Consider the following 17902-nt stretch of genomic DNA (forward strand, 5'->3'; position numbering starts at 1 on the left):
GCCGCGGTCTAGCCCCCCGCAGCCGCCGCGCGCCGCGGCAGCTTCCAGCCGGGCCGGATGAAGTGACAGGTGTAGCCGTCCGGATAGCGCTCGAGATAATCCTGGTGCTCCGGCTCGGCCTCCCAGAAATCGCCGGCGGGCGTGACCTCGGTCACCACTTTGGCGGGCCACAGATGCGAGGCCTCGACGTCGGCGATCGTGTCTTCCGCGATCCGCTTCTGCTCGTCGCTCGTCGTGAAGATCGCGGAGCGATAGCTCGTGCCCCAGTCATTGCCCTGACGGTTGAGCGTGGTGGGGTCGTGGATCTGGAAGAAGAACTCCAGCATCGTCCGGTAGCTCGTCTTGGCGGGATCGAAGATGATCTCGATCGCCTCGGCGTGCCCCTCGTGATTGCGATAGGTCGCGTTCTTGACATCTCCGCCGGTGTAGCCGACGCGAGTCGAAATCACCCCGGGCTGCTTGCGGATCAAATCCTGCATGCCCCAGAAGCAGCCGCCGGCCAACACTGCGCGCTCCGTCGTCATTTGATGCTCCATTCGTTCGGTCGAGATATTCAGCGCTGGTCCGCAGCCGCATGCAAGCGCGGATCATCATGGTCATCGTGATATTCGAGGCCCAGCGGACCGATGGCGGAAACCTGCGTGACGTATTCGCCGGATTTCGCCCAGTGATAATGCCAAGTCTCGCCGGGCAGCACGATGACGCTGCCCGGCGGATAGGCCTTGACCTTGTCGCCATCAAAACGCTCGCCGAGCCCGATATAGAAGACACCCGACATGACCGTGTAGATGCGGTCCTCGGGATGCTTGTGCGGCATCAGCCTGGTGCCGCCGGGCACCTTCACCCGGACCACGTAAGGTCCGGGCTCGGCGGGATGGCCGACCATGACGGCGAGGCGCGCGCCGGATGGAAACGCCGGGAACGGCTGCCACGCGATATCCTCCGGCAGGATCGCGCGGAACCTGTCTTCATCCGGCTGATGTTGGCGAGGCATGGTGCTGCTCCCTCTGTTCGGTCAGATCAGCTTGGCGTCGAGCGTGATCGCCGCATTGAGCACCTTCGACACCGGGCAGTTCTTCTCGGCCTCGCCGGCGATCTTGGCGAAACCTGCGTCGTCAAGGTTCGGCACCTTGGCGCGCAACGTGAGCGCCGACTTGCTGATCTTGAAGCCCTTGCCTTCGGGCTCGAGCGTAACCGCGGCCTCGGTCGAGAGCTCGTCCGGCGTGAAACCGGCAAGCTGAAGACCGAAGGCCAGCGCCATGGTGAAGCAGCCGGCATGGGCCGCAGCGATCAACTCCTCGGGATTGGTGCCCTTCTCGTTCTCGAAGCGTGTCTTGAACGAATAGGGCGTCTCGGCGAGCACGCCGGATTCGCTCGACAGATGGCCTGTGCCATCGCGGCCGGTGCCCTTCCAGACTGCTGTTGCTTTGCGGATCATCTCAATTCTCCTTGTTGGGTTTAGCGCCGGCGCTCGGTACCGGAGGAAAGCGACATTGGCACGACCGCCTGTCACCATTCCAACCGGCCGAACGCCGCAGCGGTTCCGTCGGAGCCCCGTTCCGATGGAATCGGAACGGCGCTCCGGATTCTTGTTTTGACGCGTTTTCTTCACGCGAACCGGTATCCACTTCGTTCGAAAACGCTCTAATTTCCGATCTGTCCGACGTGGAAGCCGAGCCGGTTCTCGACGTCGCCGGCGCGATGGAAGCCGCGCGCCATCAGCGCCTTGATACGGGCCTGGCTTGCCGGGCGGCCAAGCGCGGCCAGGAACGCATCCCACTCGGGCTTGATCTCGACATCGGGCGGAAGACTGGCGACATCGACCAGGCGCTTGGTCTCGGCAATAGCCTCCTTGTCGAACGACGCGATGCGCATGGCGAGCGCCTCGACGAAGCCATCGAGCTCGGCATCCGGCAGCGACCGGTTCACATAGCCGTAGCGTTCGGCGAGATCGCCGTGGATGTCGTCGGCGCCGAGCAGCACTTCGAGCGCACGGCCGCGGCCCATCAGGCGCGGCAGCCGCGCCATCGGTCCGCCACCGGGCACGAGGCCCGCACCGACTTCCCATTGCGACAGGATCGCCTTCTCGCGGCTGGCAAAGCGCATGTCGCTGGCGAGCGCGAGCTCGCTGCCGACGCCGGTGGCGCGGCCCCGGATCGAGGTAATGGAAACCACCGGCGCACGACTGAGACGCACCAGCATGTCGGGCAGCGCCTGGAGACCGGTCGGCCCGGGCGGGATGCCCAGCGAATCCTCCAGCGGCGCGAGGAAGTCGTAATGCGTGATGAAGAAGCCTTCGACGGCACTGTCGAACACGACAACCTTGACTTCCGGATCGGTCTCGATCGCGGTGACGATGTCGCCCAGCAGCGGAAGCTGCTTCGGGCCGAAGATGTTGACCGGCGGCATGTCGAAGGTGACGCGCCAATATGACGGCAGGCGGCGCTCCAGGCGGATGTCCTCGGTCGTGAAGGTACGTTCGGGGCGGTTCATTGTTTGCACTCCTGATATGGCGTCGTTCAAGGACGGGGACACGCGCCGGGTGCGCGCGTCCCCCATGCGGTTCAGATCGACTGGCGCAGCGGGCGGAAGGTGGTGCGCATTTCCGCAGAGAACAGCGCGGGCTGCTCCCAGGCGGCAAAGTGGCCGCCCTTGTCGAGCCGGTTGTAGTGCATCAGCTTCGGGTAGGCCTTTTCGGTCCAGCTGCGTGGGGCGGCATAGATCTCGTCCGGAAACACGCTGACGGCGACCGGGATCTTGATGTGCTTGGGTTCGAAGAACACCAGCTTGTTCTCCCAGTACAGTCGGGCCGACGAGACCGCGGTGTTGGTGAGCCAGTACAGCGTGATGTTGTCGATCACATCGTCGCGCGACAGCCCTTCCGCCTTGCCGTCGAACACCCGCGCGATCATCGCGGCGCTGCGCGCATCGTGATCGAGCATCCAGGACGCAAGGCCCGCCGGCGAATCCACGAGGCCATAGAGCGTCTGCGGCCGGTTCGACATCTCGATCGCGTAGCCGAGACCGTGCTTGTAGAAATCGTCGAGCTGGTCGTAGGCAATGCGCTCTTCGGCCGAGAGGTTTGACGGGCGCGTTCCGCCGGGCTGCAGCGCCTTGGCGATGTCATCAGGAACCGTGGCGGGCATGTTGGTGTGAATGCCGAGCAATTCCGGCGGCGCGATCACCGCCATCTGCTCCGTCACCGCATTGCCCCAATCACCGCCTTGCGCGACGTAGCGATTGTAGCCAAGCCGCTTCATCAGCACGATCCAGGCACGCGCGATGCGCTGCGGATCCCAGCCGAGCGTCGTCGGCTTGCCGGAGAAGCCATGGCCGGGCAGCGAAGGGATCACGAGATCGAACGCGTCCGCCGCCTTCGCTCCATGCGCGGTCGGATCGGTCAGCGGGCCGACGATCTTCATCTGCTCTATGATCGAACCCGGCCAGCCATGCGTGACGATCATCGGCAGCGCATTCTCGTGCCTGGAGCGGACGTGGATGAAGTGGATGTCGACGCCGTCGATCTCGGTGACGAATTGCGGCAGCGCGTTGAGCCGCGCTTCCACCTTGCGCCAGTCATAGTCGTTCTGCCAGTAGCGCACGAGCTGCTGGACCGTGGTCAGCTGCACGCCCTGCGACTGGTCGGCGACGATCTCGCGATCGGGCCAGCGCGTTGCCGCGAGGCGCCGGCGCAAATCGAGCAGATCCTCTTCGGGCACCTTGACGTGGAAGGGGCGGATCGCGCCGCTCGCCGCCGCCTTTGCGGGACGGAGCGGCAACAGGCTCGCAACGCTGGCGGCGACCGCTGTCATCGCGGCCTGGCCCAGCAATTGACGGCGGTCGGGGTTGAGGATGTCGGCGCGTGCTTGCGTGGTCATGTTGGATCTCCCTTGCTTTGGTCGGCAGCGTTGACCGAATTCGAAATCGAGACGTCGGCTCGTCGTGCAAGGAGATTGGCGCAGGCACTTCCGATTTGCTCGTTATGGATTGTTAGACCGCGTTAGCCGTTGCGAGCCTGCGCGCTAGAGGCTAGCGATCGACGATCCTGCGATGGGCGCGATACAACGCAACACGGCGTGCGATGACCAAGTCATCGCACGCCGTGAATGGAGGATGCAGCAACTTCAGGACGGCAGCGGCTGACCGGCCTGCTCGCGCACGATGTAGTCGGCGTACCAGTCCGCCCAGTTGTCGTCGTGTCCGCCGGTTCGCTTCTCATGCTCGCCATGCGCCACCGCCGCGCGGCGCAGTGCCGCCGCCAGATCGGTCTGCGAGGGGAAATTCGTGCCGTCTGCGGCGATGCGTCCGGGCAGTCGTGTGGTGATCTCCTGGAACAGCCAGCCATTGCCGTCGGGATCGCTGAACGAGGCGAAGGAGCTGTAGCTGCCGCGCTTCGGGTCAACACCGCTGACCCGGATACTGCCGAACAGGTATGGTTCGTCCGGCCCGGCATGAACGTCGCCGCCGCCGTGGAACGGCTCGCTGACCGCGATGCCGCGGCCAAGCAGATCTTGTCGTGCCGCCTCCAGATCGGAGACGATCAGATACAGGCCGCGCACCGAGCCGGGCGCTGCCGCCGTGACGTTCCTGCCGAAGATCACCGAGCAGGCCGAGCCCGGCGGCGTGAACTGGATCACGCGCCAGTCGTCGCCAGAGGAAAAATCGGCGTCCAGTCGCCAGCCGAGGCGCATGTAGAACGCCTTGGCGCGGTCGACGTCGGACACCGGGATCACGACGACCTCGAGCTTCAGATCAACGCTGCGCGACGGCGAGGGTCTGGTCCCGGCTTCGCGATCGATTTCGAGTGTAGCCATGTCGAACTCCCTGATGTGAGGCGCGGGCTCTCAACCGAACCCATTCTTGCAGGCTCAACTTTGCTTTGCAGGCTCAACTTTGCGCAGAACGGCGAATGTCGCTCGTTCTCGAATGCCTGCTTGAATGCTTGGGCTCGTTAGCGGTTCCGGACACAGTCGAACTTCAAGCAGCCGGCATCACGATGGTCACCCGCGTGCCGCCCTCCCCCGCCTCGCCATGCAACCGCGCGTGGATGCTGCGTGCGAGCCCTTCGAGAATGCGGATGCCGGTGCCCTGAAGCGGCCCGGTGGCGCCGATCCCGTTGTCGGCCACCGTGCAGACCCAGGCGCCGTCGCGGTTGTCCATGTCGATGCGGATCAGTGCCCCATTCTTGTTCGGGAAGGCATGCTTTGCCGCGTTCGTGACCAGCTCCGTCAACATCAGCGCGAGCCGATGACATTGCGATGCCGGCAGCACGCCGCTCTCGATCGCGGCCTCGCAGCAGACGCCCGCCGGCTCCAGCACCGCTTCGGAGAGCGCTCCGCAGAGATTTTCGAAAAAAGCCCCGACGGGGACGGCCGAGTCATCGTCGTTGTCGGACAGGAGCTGATAGAGCCTGCCGAAAGCAACGACGCGCCGCTCGAACCGATCCACCGCAAGCGACACGTCCCTGGTGCCGGCCCGCGTGAAGTCGCGACGGACTGACGCACCCAGCAGCGTCAGCGTGTTCTTCATGCGGTGATGGGACTCCCGCAGCACGAGTTCCCAATCACGCGACTGATCGTCAAGGCTGGCGACAAATTGAGATCGAACGGCACTGCCGTCCGACATGGAGCCGATAACGGACATGATAGCCTCCCATTGGAATAGGACCTAACTCGGAAGCCATACTGGATGCATCGCGCGCGTTTTGCCCGTTAGACGTTGCAAGATTCTGTTATGATCGGCGCATCACAAACCGGCAGCGGAGGCTGTCGTCGCGACGGTCAAGCCTGCTGACGATTTGTCGCAGTCGCGTCATAAACCGCTCGCGTTTAAGCAAAATTCGCGACGGGTATCCCGCCTGCATTCGGCCGATCCCCACGCGATTTCGCCACTTTCGGTCCGTTTACTGATAACCTCGCTCAGGTAGGTCAAAGCGCATACGCCAGCCCTTTCACTGGAATCATTGGCCCGTGCCGGACACTAACGACCAGGATTCGACGATTGCCTTCGGTCCATTCCGGCTGCTTGCAAAGTCGCGGCTGCTGGAGAAGGACGGCGCCCCGCTTCACCTTGGCGGCCGCGCACTCGACATTCTGATTTTTCTCGCCGAGCGCGCCGGCGAGGTCGTTGACAAGCGCGAGTTGATCAAGCGCGTCTGGTCCGGCGTGACGGTCGACGAAGGCAGCCTGCGCTTCCACATCACGACGCTGCGCAAGGCGCTGGGCGATGCCGGCGAAGGTGCCCGCTACGTCGTCAACGTCCCCGGACGCGGCTATTGTTTCACCGCCCCGCTGCTTCACCCGGCTCCTTCGGAGAGCCGGAGCAGCCCGCCTGTCGCGTCGCCCCACGCGCTGCCCTCACCGCTTGCGAGGATGATCGGGCGAGACGAGGCCGTCGAGAAGATTTCGGCCGAGCTTGCCCTGCATCGCTTCATCACAATCGTCGGCCCCGGCGGGATCGGCAAGACCTCGGTCGCACTTGCCGTCGCGCATGGCGAGCTCACGGCCTTCGACGGCCAGGTGAGCTTCGTCGATTTCGGAGCGCTGACGGATGCCCGGCTCGTTCCCGGAACGATTGCGGCAACCCTGGGCCTGACCGTCAATTCCGACGACCCGATGCCGGGCCTGCTGGCGTTCCTGCGCAGCCGGCGGACGCTGCTGGTCTTCGACAGTTGCGAGCACATCCTCGACGAGCTCGCACCGGTGGCCGAGCGGCTCGTCCAGGAGGCGCCGGAGCTGCATATTCTCGCCACCAGCCGCGAATCCTTTCGCAGCGAAGGTGAGCGCGTCCATCGGCTGTTTCCGCTGGATTGCCCACCAGAGCGCGACGGGCTCGGCATCGCCGACATCCTTGCCTATCCCGCAAGCCAACTCTTCGTGGAACGCATTGCCGAGAGCCTGAGCGAATTCGAGCTCAGCGAGGAGGATGCGCCGCTCGTCGCCGAGATCTGCCGGCGGCTGGACGGCATTGCGCTGGCGATCGAGCTCGCGGCCGGACGTGTGAACGCCTACGGCATTGCCGGGACCGCCTCGCTGCTGGACAGCCGCTTCTCGCTGCTGTGGCGGGGACGGCGCAGCGCAATCCCGCGGCACCAGACCCTGAGCGCCGCGCTCGCCTGGAGCTACGATTTGCTGCCGGCAGCCGAAAGCGCAACGCTGCGCGGATTATCGGTATTCGTCGGGCCCTTCACCCTGGAAGCCGCGCTTGCCGTCGCGTCCTGCCAGGGTATCGGCGAATCCGAGGCCGTCGAAGCCATCTCGAACCTGCTCTCCAAGTCCCTGATCGCGACCTCGCCCGCGGAGCGGCGGCTGCGCTATCGCCTGCTCGACACCACCCGCACCTTCGTCGCCGGCAAGCTGGTCGAGAGCGGCGAAGCGGCCCGCGTCGCGCGTGCCCACGCCGAATATTTCCGCGATTTCCTGCACGACATCGCGCTCAAATCCACGGGCATGCAGAGCGCGGGCGGCTTCCTTCCCTATGCCGACCACCTGCCCAATGTGAGGGCCGCGCTGACCTGGAGCTTCTCGGATGTCGGCGACCGGACGATCGGCGTGGATCTGGCGGCCTCAGCGGCCCAGTTCTTCCTCGAGCTGACATTGCTGACGGAATGCTACCGCTGGACACAACAGGCGCTTGTATCTCTCGATAAGGGCGCGATCGACAGCCGCCAGGAGATGACGTTGCAGGCCGCGCTCGGCGTCTCCGTGATGTTCACGCAGGGCAATACGGAGGCGGTCCGCTCCGCCTTCACGCGCAGCCTCCAGCTTGCCAGAGAGCTCGAGGACCTGCACTGGCAGCTCTGGCTGCTGCGCGGCTTGCACATCTACCTGACCAGGGTCGGAGATTTTCACGGCGCGCTCGGAACCGGCGAGCAGGGCGAAGGCGTCGCGCGGAAGCTGAATGATCCAGCCGCCACACTGAACGTGGAATGGATGCTCGGCGTCGCCCACCATCTGATCGGCAACCAGGACAAGGCCGTGCAGTTCTGCGAGAGCGCGATGGTGCACAATCCCGGCTCGCAGCGGCTGAACATCGGCCATCTCGGTTATGACGACCGCATCGTTGCACTGGTGGCGCTGGCGCGCGGGCTCTGGCTCACCGGCCGGCCCGATCGGGCCATCGAGGCGGCCAGATACACGGTGCGCGAGGCCGAGCTGCTCGAACAGCCGCTCACCCTCGGCATTTCCCTGATCTGGACCATCTACGTGTTCCTCTGGGTGGGCGACTGGGCCAGTGCCGAAAGCCTGATCGAGCGGCTGATCGACCATTCGGCGCGGCACTTCCTCGGCCCCTACCACGCGGTCGGCATCGGCCAGAAGGGCGAGCTGCTGCTGCGCCGCGGCGACGTCGCCGGCGGGATCGAGCATCTTCGCCGCAGCCAGGCTACGCTATACGCCACACGGCACCGGATCATGACGACGGTGTTTGCGACCGCGCTTGCCGAGGGTCTCGTGGCGCAGAACCAGCCCGATGAGGCCTTGCGCACGATCGATGAGGCCATCGCCCAGATCCCCGAGCACGGCGAATCCTTCGACATGCCGGAGATGCTCAGGGTCAAGGGCGACATCCTGGCCGGGTCGGGAAATGCCGCGGGGGCCGAGAATTACTTCCGGAAATCGCTCGATCTATCACGCCGGCAATGCGCGCTCGGCTGGGAGCTGCGGGGGGCGATCAGCCTCGGCCGCGTCTGGCGTCATGCCGGAAAGGCCGGCGACGCACGCGATCTGCTCGCGCCGCTCCTCGCGCGGTACCAGGAGGGCCTCCAGACCCGTGATCTCGTCGCCGCCAGGGAGCTCCTGGGCGCGCTGAATTGAGAGTATCTTCAACGAGATACCGCCATACTGCCTGCTCGCAACTCCTAACAACTTCTAACACGCCAAGCCGCATCCGCCCCGCCATGGTGGTGACGTTTCACGGTGGATATGGCGGGACATGGCTCTCCTTCACGATGTAATCGATGCCAGCGGCGGTTTGGACCGCTGGAACAGCTTGAGCCGTTTCACGCTCCACCTTTCCGTCGGCGGAATGCTGTTCTCCAGTGCCGGACATGCCAGAGAATTCAAGGATGTGACCGCGGAAGGCTCGACCCGGACGCAATCCGTCCGCTTCACCGGCATCACCGGGGGAGAACACTCAGGCTCCTTTCAACCGGACGCGATCACGATCGAAAGCCTGGATGGCGAGGTGCTGCAGACCTGGCGCAATCCGAGCCTTGCATTTCCCGAGGCCAGTGCCCCCGCGCTTGCGGACGAACTGCATCTCGTCTTCTTCTGCGGCGTCGCGATCTGGAACTATCTGACGATTCCATTCCTGCTCGCTCATCCCGATGTCGTGTTGGAGGAGCTGCCACCCTGGTCTGAAGGCACTGAGACCTGGCGGCGGCTGCGGGCGCAATTCCCCGCGCACCTGATCACCCTCGCGCCCGAGCAGACCTTCTATTTCGACCAGAGCGCGTTGCAACGGCGGACGGATCACGATCTCTTCGGGATGAAGGTCGCGCATTATTCCTGGGCCCATGACAATTTCGCCGGCATCGTGGTGCCGACGCTTCGGCGTGTGCAGACGCTGCAGGCTGATGGAACCGTGATTGCCAGGCCCGTGCTGATGGACGTCGAGATCTTCGACGCCGTGTTCGAGTAGCCGCGGCGACACGCCGCCCTCGCAACGTCTAACACCACATAACGAGCCAACGGCCCAACTTGGGTGCAGATTACGCTTGCGAGCGGCGAACGAACGCAGCAGCTCGACGAAGACTTGCACCGATGCGCTCCACCAGGAGGGAGCGCGTCATTTAGCAAACGCAATCAAGGGAATCCGTGTCATGAAAGTATTGATGGTCATCACCTCCCACGACCAGCTCGGCAACACCGGACGCAGGACCGGCTTCTGGCTCGAAGAGCTTGCAGCCCCCTACTACGTCTTCAAGGATTCCGGCGCGGAGATCACGCTCGCCTCGCCCAAGGGCGGCCGTCCGCCGCTCGACCCCAAGAGCAACGAGCCCGAGTTCCGCACCGACCTGACGGTGCGTTTCGAGAACGATGCGGCGGCGGAAGCCCAGCTCGACGAGACCGTCCGCCTCGACAGCGTCCGGCAGGAAGACTTCGACACGCTGTTCTATCCGGGCGGCCATGGCCCGATGTGGGACCTCGCCGAAGACAAGAACTCGGTCAAGCTGATCGAGTCCTTCCTCGCCGCCGGCAAGACCATCGCCGTCGTGTGTCATTCGACCGGAGCGCTGCGCCACGTCACGACGCCCGATGGCAAGCCGCTGGTCCAGGGCAAGGAAGTGACCGGCTTCACCAACGGCGAGGAAGAGGACGTGGGCCTGACCAAGGTGGTTCCCTTCCTGGTCGAGGACGAGATGTTGAAGCTCGGTGCCGTCTTCTCGAAAACGGCAAACTGGGGCGTGCACGTCGTCAGCGCCGGCCAGTTGATCACGGGACAGAATCCGCATTCGTCGGGCCCCGCCGCGCAGACGCTGCTCGCCGCCCTCAAGGGCAAGCCGATGGCGAAGGCTTCGTAAAATTCTGGATGCGGTCGCATCTCGGGAGGCGCCCGCGACGGCGCCTCCCGACGCCGCGATATTCCTCGGGGAGGACACGATCATGGACCTGCTTTCCTATGCGAAGACGATCGCAGAGCGCATCGAAGCGGAGGCTGCCCGCGCCACAGTTCCGATGGCGGTTTGCATCATCGACATTCACGGCAACATCATTCTCAAGCACCGTATGAGCGGCGCGCCGACCTTCTCGCTCGAGCTGTCGGAGCGGAAGGCCTATACGTCCGCGCTGGTGGGGCTGCGAACGGCGGAGCTTTCTCCGATGGTCCAGCCCGGACAGGCGCTGTTTCCCCTGATGGGAGTTGCGGGCGGACGCTTCTGCTCGATGGGCGGCGGCGCGCCGCTGCACATCGACGGACAGCTCGTCGCCGGCGTCGGCATCAGCGGCGGGACCGTCGAGCAGGACGTCGACATCCTCGAGGCGGGGCTTCGCGAACCCGCGGCCACCGATACGGTCGATATGAAGATCGAGGTCGTCGTCCTCCCGGTCTCGGACGTCGAGCGCGCCAAGCGCTTCTATGCCGACCTCGGCTGGCGGCTCGACATCGACTATCAGGGCCCAAGCAATTATCGCGTGATCCAGTTCACGCCTCCCGGCTCGGGCTGCTCAGTCATTTTCGGCAGCAACCTGACCATTGCTGCTCCCGGCTCCGTGAAGGGGCTCCATCTCATCGTGTCCGACATCGAGGCCGCATGCGACGACCTGCGCCGTCGCGGCATCACCGTCGGCGAGCCGTTCCACGACCCCGGCGGCATATTCCATCATGCCAGCGTCCAGGACCTTGCCGCCGGCCCGAACCCGCAGCGCAAGAGCTACGCCTCCTACGCCTCGTTCAGCGATCCCGATGGCAACGGCTGGGTGTTCCAGGAGATCACGGCGCGGCTGACGGGACATATCGAGGACGGCGAGGAAAGCTTTACGCCCGAGCTCACGGACGTCGCGCGGCGGGCCGAAGCTGCCGCGCGCGCGAGCGCCGGAGCGGGCGATCGCGCGGCGGCCTGACATCGGAGCGACGACATGAGCATTCCAGCCACCCTCGCCCTCTCTGCTGCCCTTGCCTGCGCGATCGTGCAGGCCTCGGCGCAGGAGCTGCGGTCGAGCCGGCGCTCGATCAGCTACCACACCGTCGAGATCTAGGGCCTCAAGATCTTCTACCGCGAGGCCGGGCCGGCCGACGCGCCGACCGTGCTGCTGTTGCACGGATTCCCCTCCTCCTCGCGGATGTGGGAGCCCCTGCTGCCGCTGCTGGCCGACAAATATCACCTGATCGCACCGGACTATCCCGGCTTCGGCAACAGCAGCGCGCCGCCGCCGTCCGGCTTCGCCTACACGTTCGACAATATCGCCGGCGTGATCGGCGAGCTCACGGCGAAGCTCGGCCTGAGCCGCTACGTGCTGTTCATGCAGGATTACGGCGGCCCCGTCGGCTTCCGCATGGCGCTGGCGCATCCCGAACGTACCAGCGCCATCATCATCCAGAACGCCGTTTCGCATGAGCAGGGGCTGAGCCCGCTCTGGGAAGCGCGTCGCAGATACTGGGCGGATCCGGCGCACGAACTCGAGGCGCTCAAGGCCAACTTCACCTCTCTGGAGGCGACACGCCAGCGGCACCTCGGTTCCAGCCCGCGCCCGGAACGCTATGATCCGGATACATGGACCGACGAATACGCGTTTCTGACGCGCCCGGGCCAGGCCGAGATCCAGACCACGCTGTTCCTGGATTACCGGACCAACGTCGCGTCCTATCCCAAATGGCAGGACTGGCTGCGCAAGACGCGGCCACCGACGCTGGTGGTCTGGGGCAAATACGATCCATCCTTCGCCGTCGCCGGCGCCACGGCCTATCGCGACGATGTTCCGGAGGCGGAGGTTCACATCCTCGAAGCCGGTCACTTCGCGCTGGACGAGGCGACCGACGAGATCGCGTCGTTCGTCCGCGACTTCCTAGCGCGACTGGACGGACACAAGGGCTGAAGACGAAAGCAGGAGGCGCCGACGGCTTCCGCCGGCGCGGCTCTCGACGTCATGATCCACTGCTGCGGGGGCCATGTCCTGCCGAAAGCTCATTCACTTCTCGCTCATCCTGACGACCACCTCCACCGCGTCGAGACGCGCGGCGCGCCATATCCAGCGCCGAGGCGATCTCCAGTGAACGCCGAGCGCGAAGCTCACACCGGTGGGTCGATCGCCACATCAGGTCCGGCGCCATCCTCGCGCCACGCCAATCGGCGCAAAGACTTGAAACATTTGAGAAAGTCGACCTCTCTGCGACGGGCTGTCACACCATGTTCGCGCACACAAAATCTAACACATCCTAATCATCACTAACGGGCTTCTTGTCCGGCTCACGCCTATCCTCTGAGCATGGAAAACCTTCTCGAAAGCCTTGTCGAAAGCTTTGGGCTTGGGGGTTTGCCGGTCGCCGCCAGCGGCCGCGATGCCAAGAGAGGACGAGCGATGTTTACCGACTTGCAGGCGGCGCCTGCCTCGATTGATCTTCAGGCCGAGCCGCGCGATCACCAGCTCCGCCAGGCAGCACAGGCGATCCCGAGGGAACGCGGGTGGCGCCGGATCGACCGCGGCCCGGAGGCGGCGATCGAGGACATCACGATTTCGCGATGGGAGGATTTCAGAGACAGCTCTTCGCACGACGCGACGACGCCGGAGGATCGCTACTTCGTCGGCATTGCCCTGAAGGCCACGCGTGCGAAATTGACCCGTGACCGCCAGGTCATTTTCGACGGCACCATGCCCGCAGGGACGCTTTATGTCAGCGCACCGTCGAAGCCTCTCGCCGCACAATTCCAGGCGCCTTGCGCTTTCCTGCACTTCCATATCTCCGCCGATCATTTCCCGGCGCAATCGCCTGCCGCGGAAGGACTTGGCGACCTCGTCCTGCTGCGCGACCCGCTCGCGGCCGAGCTCGCCAGGGCGCTGACCGAGCATGGCGATGCCGCGGACCGGGAGTTCACACGCTGCGTCGGCCAGACCCTTGCGATGCATCTGGCCCGGCTGGAGCCGCCGCGTGCCAGGGTCAACGCCTTGCCGAAATGGCGGCTGCGGCGCGTTGAGCAATATATCGCGGACAATTTCGACCGCTGCATCAGCCTGTCCGAACTCGCCAATGTCGCCGGCCTGTCCAGAATGCACTTTGCAGCACAATTCCGCGCCGCGACCGGCTACCGTCCGCGCGAATATCTGCTCAATCACCGGATCGAGAATGCGAAGACGCTGCTCGCGACGACCGGGCGGCCGCTGGCCGAAATCGCGCTTGCCGTCGGGTTCAGCACCCAGGCGCATTTTTCGACCGTCTTCAAGCGCATCAGCGGCCAGTCTCCGGCACGCTGGCGCCTCGCCAGCAAGGCCGAGCCTCTCGCAGCGGAAGCGCTGCCGCGGCGCCGTCCTGCTGCAGACAGGGACTGGATGGCCAGCGCGGCCGCGTAGCTCGTCCTTTCGACACGACAGGCGACATGGCGTTGCGGAATACGCGTCTGGTTTGGTCTGCAATTTTTCGAACGTAAGTGCCCTGCCACTTGCGCCGGCTCGCGCCCTCGTCCTCCCGGGCCTACGAGCCACTCGGGGCCGTCCCTGCTCCCACACAGGACGACCCCTTTTCTTTGTCTGTTGACGGGGATGAAGTTGCGCTCACAGCCTCCACATCGTCATTGCAAGCGCAGAAGCAATCCAGACTGCCACCGCGGAAAGACTCTGGATTGCTTCGCTGCGGTCGCAATGACGGAGCAAGAGGCGAACGCTCCGCTACACCGGATCGAACGCCCGTATCGGCGGCAGATTGCCGGTGAATTTCTCCACCTCCACCGTCGTCAGCTGCCCCGTGCAGCCCTGCGCGAAGGACGAGGTGCCGACGTCGCGGGTGAGCACGTTCGGATTGCCGTGGACGCAGAGCGGCGCGTCGTCCTCGGGGTCCATCGGGTCGTACCAGGCGCCGGTCGGGAGCTGGACCACGCCGGGCGCGATGCCGTCGGTGACATGGACCGCGGCGAGGCAGGCGCCGCGCTCGTTGAACAGGCGGATGATGTCGCCGTCCTTGATGCCGCGCGCGTCGGCATCAACCGGGTTCATGCGCGCGACCTCGCGGCCGCGATGCTTGGCGCCAAGCGAATGTCCGCCGAAATCGAGCTGGCTATGCAGGCGCGTCACCGGCTGGTTGGCGACGAGGAAGCATGGCGCACCGGGCTTGGGCATGTCGGTCTTGTCGAGCCAGACCGGATGGCCCGGACAATCCGCATCGCCATGGCCGGCGATCTTCGTCGAGAAAATCTCGATGCGGCCGCTCGGCGTCGGCAGGGCGTGAGCGACCGGGTCCTCGCGGAAGCGGCGCAGCCGGCCGCCGTCGTCGGGCTGCTGCGGCACGACCAGGCTGCCGCGCTGCCAGAATTCGTCGAAGCTCGGCGCTTCGAGGCCGCGCTTGGCGAGCGAGGCGCGGGTCGGCTCGTAGAGATGTTTTAGCCACTCCCGCGACGTGCGTCCTTCGGTAAAGGGTTCGCGCGCCCCGAGACGCTCGGCAAGATCGGCAAAGATCTCGTAGTCGTCGCGCGCGAGGCCAAACGGCTCGGCGATCCGGTGCATCGCGACCATGAGGGGATCGTTGCTGGAATAGCCGATGTCCTCGCGTTCCAGCGTCATGGTCGACGGCAGCACGATGTCGGCGTGGCGCGCCGTCGCAGTCCAGGCGAGCTCGTGCACGACGAAGGTATCGAGCTGCGCAAAAGCCTTGCGCAGGCGGTTGATGTCCTGGTGGTGATGGAAGGGATTGCCGCCGGCCCAGTAGACGAGGCGGATATCCGGATAAGTGCGCGTCTCGCCATTGTAGCGATAGGTGGTTCCGGGATTGAGCAGCATGTCGGCGATGCGCGCGACCGGGATGAAATCACGGACGCCGTTGCGGCCCTGCCCGAGCGTCGGCCCCGGCACGTCGTTGACGCGGCGGCCGTAATAGCCGATCGCCCCGAGCGAATAGGCGTAGCCGCAGCCGGGCAAGCCGATCTGGCCGAGTGCTGCCGCCAGCACCATGCCCATCCACACCGGCTGCTCGCCATGCTCGGCGCGCTGGAGCGAATGCGAGACGGTGATGAGCGCGCGCTTTCCGGCAAGGCGACGGGCGAGCGTGCGGATCGTGTCCGCGTCAACGCCTGAGATCGCGGCGGCCCACTCGGCGCTCTTCGGCTGGCCATCGCTCTCCCCGGTGAGATAACGCAGGAAGACGGGCCACCCTTCGGTGTAGCGATCGAGGAACGCCTGATCGTGCAGGTTCTCGCTGACCAGCGTGTGGACGATGCCGAGCATCAGCGCGGTGTCGGTGCTGGGCACGCACGTCATCCATTCGGCACCGGCCTCGACCGGCAGGTCTTCACGCAGCGGGCTGACCAGGATGAACTCGCAGCCGCGCCGGTGCGCCGCCGCCATGGCGCCGCGCTCGACATGCTTGCTGATCGAGCCGCCGGCCACCATGGAATTCTTCAGCGCCATGCCGCCGAATGCCAGCACGATGTCCGTCTCAGTCGCGATCTGCTCCCAGGTGACGTTGCGCTTGGTGATGTCTTCGTAGCCCGCGAGAATCTGCGGCAGCAGCACCGAGGAGGCGCCCGAGGAATAGGAGTTCACCGAACGCACATAGCCGCCCATCGCGATGTTGAGGAAGCGATGCACCTGGCTCTGGGCGTGATGGAAGCGGCCCGCGCTCGACCAGCCATAGGAGCCGCCGAACACCGCGCCGGGCCCGCGGGTGTCGCGGATGCGGCCGAGCTCGTCGCCGAGGAGATCGAGCGCCTTCTCCCAGCTGACGGAGACGAATTCGTCGCGGCCGCGGCGATCGTCGGGACCGGGCCCGCGCTCGAGCCAACCGCGGCGGATCGCCGGCTGGGCGATGCGCGCCTGATGTCGCAGCGCGCCCGGGAAATTGTCGATGATGCCGTTCGGATCAGGATCGCCCGCATAGGCCCTAACCTCAAGGCCGGCTGCGCCGTTGCGCGCCGAGAACACGCCCCAATGCGAGGTGTGCGGCTTGAAACCGTCGGACAGGTCGAGGCCGGGGTCGGGGAAGCCAATCGTATCGTCCATCATCTGATCCTTGTTCCGGTACATGGTGGCAGTATACCGATCCACGTCCCGATGTCGTCGAGATCAGGGTTGACGGAAACGCTGGGCTCCCGCGCGCAACGCAGGCAGGTGGGGATGCGTGACGGAACGGTCGGCGACGGATCGCCAAAACACGCGATTTCACGCCGATAAGGGCGAACAGGCCGGCCCGGGGTGCGCCCGAGGGTCCTCGACTAGGCAACGCCTTCGGGCACCGCCACATTCAGTTTCGAGGCGAGCGCCAGCAATCGCGAAACAGTTCCCCGCGCGAGCGGAATCCCCGCGCGCGACCGTCTTTCCATTTCCTCAAAGCCGCGCTCGCCGGGCAGGTATACGCTGTCCGCCCCGGCCGCGGGCGGCAGGCTCTTGATCGCCGCGCCGAGCCGATCGACTTCAAGGGTGAAGTTGTCGCCGAAGGCCGACGGGTCGAGCACAGCCACCAGACCGTTGCCGCCTGGATCGCCGCCGTGGACGAGCGCCACGGCGATGAGTGGGTTGGCCGTCAGGACGCTGGCGAGAACCTCTATCATCAGAGAGAGGCCCGAACCCTTGGGACCGGCCATCGGAAGGACCGCTTTTGCTTCGCGCGGATCCGTTGTCGCCTGGCCATTCCCATCGACAGCCCAGCCAACCGGAATCGGCTGACCGGCATCCCTCGCAGCCATGATCTTTCCGAGCGCCACCGATGCCGTCGACATGTCGAGGAGCAAGGGACGATCGGGATTGCCGGTCGGCGCGGCAATCGCGATCGGGTTCGTTGAGACGCCCTCTGCGCTGGATCCGTGATAGATCATCAGCGGTTTCGAAGCCGTCATAACAATGCCGATCCGTCCCGCCTGAGCGACCTGATGCGCGTAGTATCCGATCGCGCCGGCGTGGCTGATGGAGCGAACCGCGCACCAGCCGATCCCGTGGGTGTCCGCAAGCTCGCTTGCTTTTCGCGCAGCAAGGCTCATTCCGACGGCGCCGGGCGCGCGTTGTGCGTCGATCACCGCCACCGCGCCCTTGCCCGAAACCTGGCGCGGTTCGGCGGCGGGATTGATCAGACCAAGCTCGACCATCTCGACGTAGCGCGGGATCCGCAACACGCCGTGCGAATCGGCGCCGCGCAGATTGGCCCAGACGAGCATGGCCGCCGTCTGATCCGCCTGGTCGGCCGTGAAGCCGCCCGCCCTGAGAAGATCCGCCGCGAACGGCCGGAGCGCATCGGCGCCGATCGCGACCGTGTCTGAAGCGCCCGTCAT

At 65.3% G+C, this 17902-nt stretch carries 15 protein-coding genes; 6 read left to right on the plus strand and 9 right to left on the minus strand.

The features are described 5' to 3' along the window. Positions 1–8: 8 nt before the first annotated feature. The 7 genes from msrA to AAFG50_RS31220 all read right to left on the minus strand — a co-directional run bounded on the left by msrA (position 9) and on the right by AAFG50_RS31220 (position 5643). Positions 9–524, minus strand: coding sequence for a peptide-methionine (S)-S-oxide reductase MsrA (msrA, locus tag AAFG50_RS31190; protein WP_028175695.1), 516 nt, complete (start codon positions 522–524; stop codon positions 9–11). Between the two features lie 29 nt (positions 525–553). After that, positions 554–994 (minus strand): cupin domain-containing protein, encoded by a 441-nt coding sequence (locus tag AAFG50_RS31195; RefSeq protein WP_011089001.1) that lies wholly within the window; start codon positions 992–994, stop codon positions 554–556. Between the two features lie 21 nt (positions 995–1015). Further along, positions 1016–1438 (minus strand): OsmC family protein, encoded by a 423-nt coding sequence (locus AAFG50_RS31200; protein WP_011089002.1) that lies wholly within the window; start codon positions 1436–1438, stop codon positions 1016–1018. A gap of 206 nt (positions 1439–1644) precedes the next feature. After that, positions 1645–2493, minus strand: a complete 849-nt coding sequence (locus tag AAFG50_RS31205; RefSeq protein ID WP_028175696.1) for an enoyl-CoA hydratase/isomerase family protein — start codon at positions 2491–2493, stop codon at positions 1645–1647. A gap of 71 nt (positions 2494–2564) precedes the next feature. Continuing rightward, complete coding sequence (locus AAFG50_RS31210) at positions 2565–3878, minus strand: epoxide hydrolase family protein (protein WP_028175697.1); 1314 nt, start codon at positions 3876–3878, stop codon at positions 2565–2567. Positions 3879–4124: 246 nt separating this feature from the next. Next, the gene (locus AAFG50_RS31215; protein ID WP_028175698.1) at positions 4125–4814 is read right to left on the minus strand and encodes a VOC family protein; all 690 of its coding nucleotides are present in this window, start codon (positions 4812–4814) and stop codon (positions 4125–4127) included. Positions 4815–4977: 163 nt separating this feature from the next. Further along, the gene (locus AAFG50_RS31220; protein WP_028175699.1) at positions 4978–5643 is read right to left on the minus strand and encodes a sensor histidine kinase; all 666 of its coding nucleotides are present in this window, start codon (positions 5641–5643) and stop codon (positions 4978–4980) included. Between the two features lie 326 nt (positions 5644–5969). On the opposite strand from AAFG50_RS31220, the gene AAFG50_RS31225 reads away from it, so the two are divergent. The 6 genes from AAFG50_RS31225 (at position 5970) to AAFG50_RS31250 (ending at position 14003) form a co-directional block, all read left to right on the plus strand. Further along, positions 5970–8813 carry a winged helix-turn-helix domain-containing protein gene (locus AAFG50_RS31225; protein WP_028175700.1) on the plus strand — a complete coding sequence of 948 codons (2844 nt, stop codon included), beginning with the start codon at positions 5970–5972 and terminating at the stop codon, positions 8811–8813. 118 nt (positions 8814–8931) lie between these two features. Beyond that, the gene (locus tag AAFG50_RS31230; protein WP_028175701.1) at positions 8932–9639 is read left to right on the plus strand and encodes a hypothetical protein; all 708 of its coding nucleotides are present in this window, start codon (positions 8932–8934) and stop codon (positions 9637–9639) included. A gap of 181 nt (positions 9640–9820) precedes the next feature. Then, on the plus strand, positions 9821–10522 hold the full coding sequence (locus AAFG50_RS31235; RefSeq protein WP_028175702.1) for a type 1 glutamine amidotransferase domain-containing protein: 702 nt from the start codon (positions 9821–9823) through the stop codon (positions 10520–10522). An 82-nt stretch (positions 10523–10604) separates the two neighbouring features. Beyond that, a complete protein-coding gene (locus tag AAFG50_RS31240; RefSeq protein WP_080668267.1) occupies positions 10605–11561 on the plus strand; it encodes a heme-binding protein in 957 nt (318 codons plus the stop codon). Between the two features lie 144 nt (positions 11562–11705). Further along, positions 11706–12533, plus strand: coding sequence for an alpha/beta hydrolase (locus AAFG50_RS31245; protein WP_231166745.1), 828 nt, complete (start codon positions 11706–11708; stop codon positions 12531–12533). A gap of 483 nt (positions 12534–13016) precedes the next feature. After that, positions 13017–14003 (plus strand): AraC family transcriptional regulator, encoded by a 987-nt coding sequence (locus tag AAFG50_RS31250; RefSeq protein ID WP_028175703.1) that lies wholly within the window; start codon positions 13017–13019, stop codon positions 14001–14003. Between the two features lie 315 nt (positions 14004–14318). Here AAFG50_RS31250 and AAFG50_RS31255 read toward each other — a convergent pair whose 3' ends face one another. After that, positions 14319–16640, minus strand: coding sequence for a molybdopterin guanine dinucleotide-containing S/N-oxide reductase (locus AAFG50_RS31255; protein ID WP_028175704.1), 2322 nt, complete (start codon positions 16638–16640; stop codon positions 14319–14321). A gap of 212 nt (positions 16641–16852) precedes the next feature. Continuing rightward, positions 16853–17902, minus strand: a complete 1050-nt coding sequence (locus AAFG50_RS31260) for an Ldh family oxidoreductase (RefSeq protein ID WP_028175705.1) — start codon at positions 17900–17902, stop codon at positions 16853–16855.

Origin of the sequence: Bradyrhizobium sp. B039 (genome assembly GCF_038965675.1) — a bacterium.
GTDB classification, from domain to species: domain Bacteria; phylum Pseudomonadota; class Alphaproteobacteria; order Rhizobiales; family Xanthobacteraceae; genus Bradyrhizobium; species Bradyrhizobium diazoefficiens.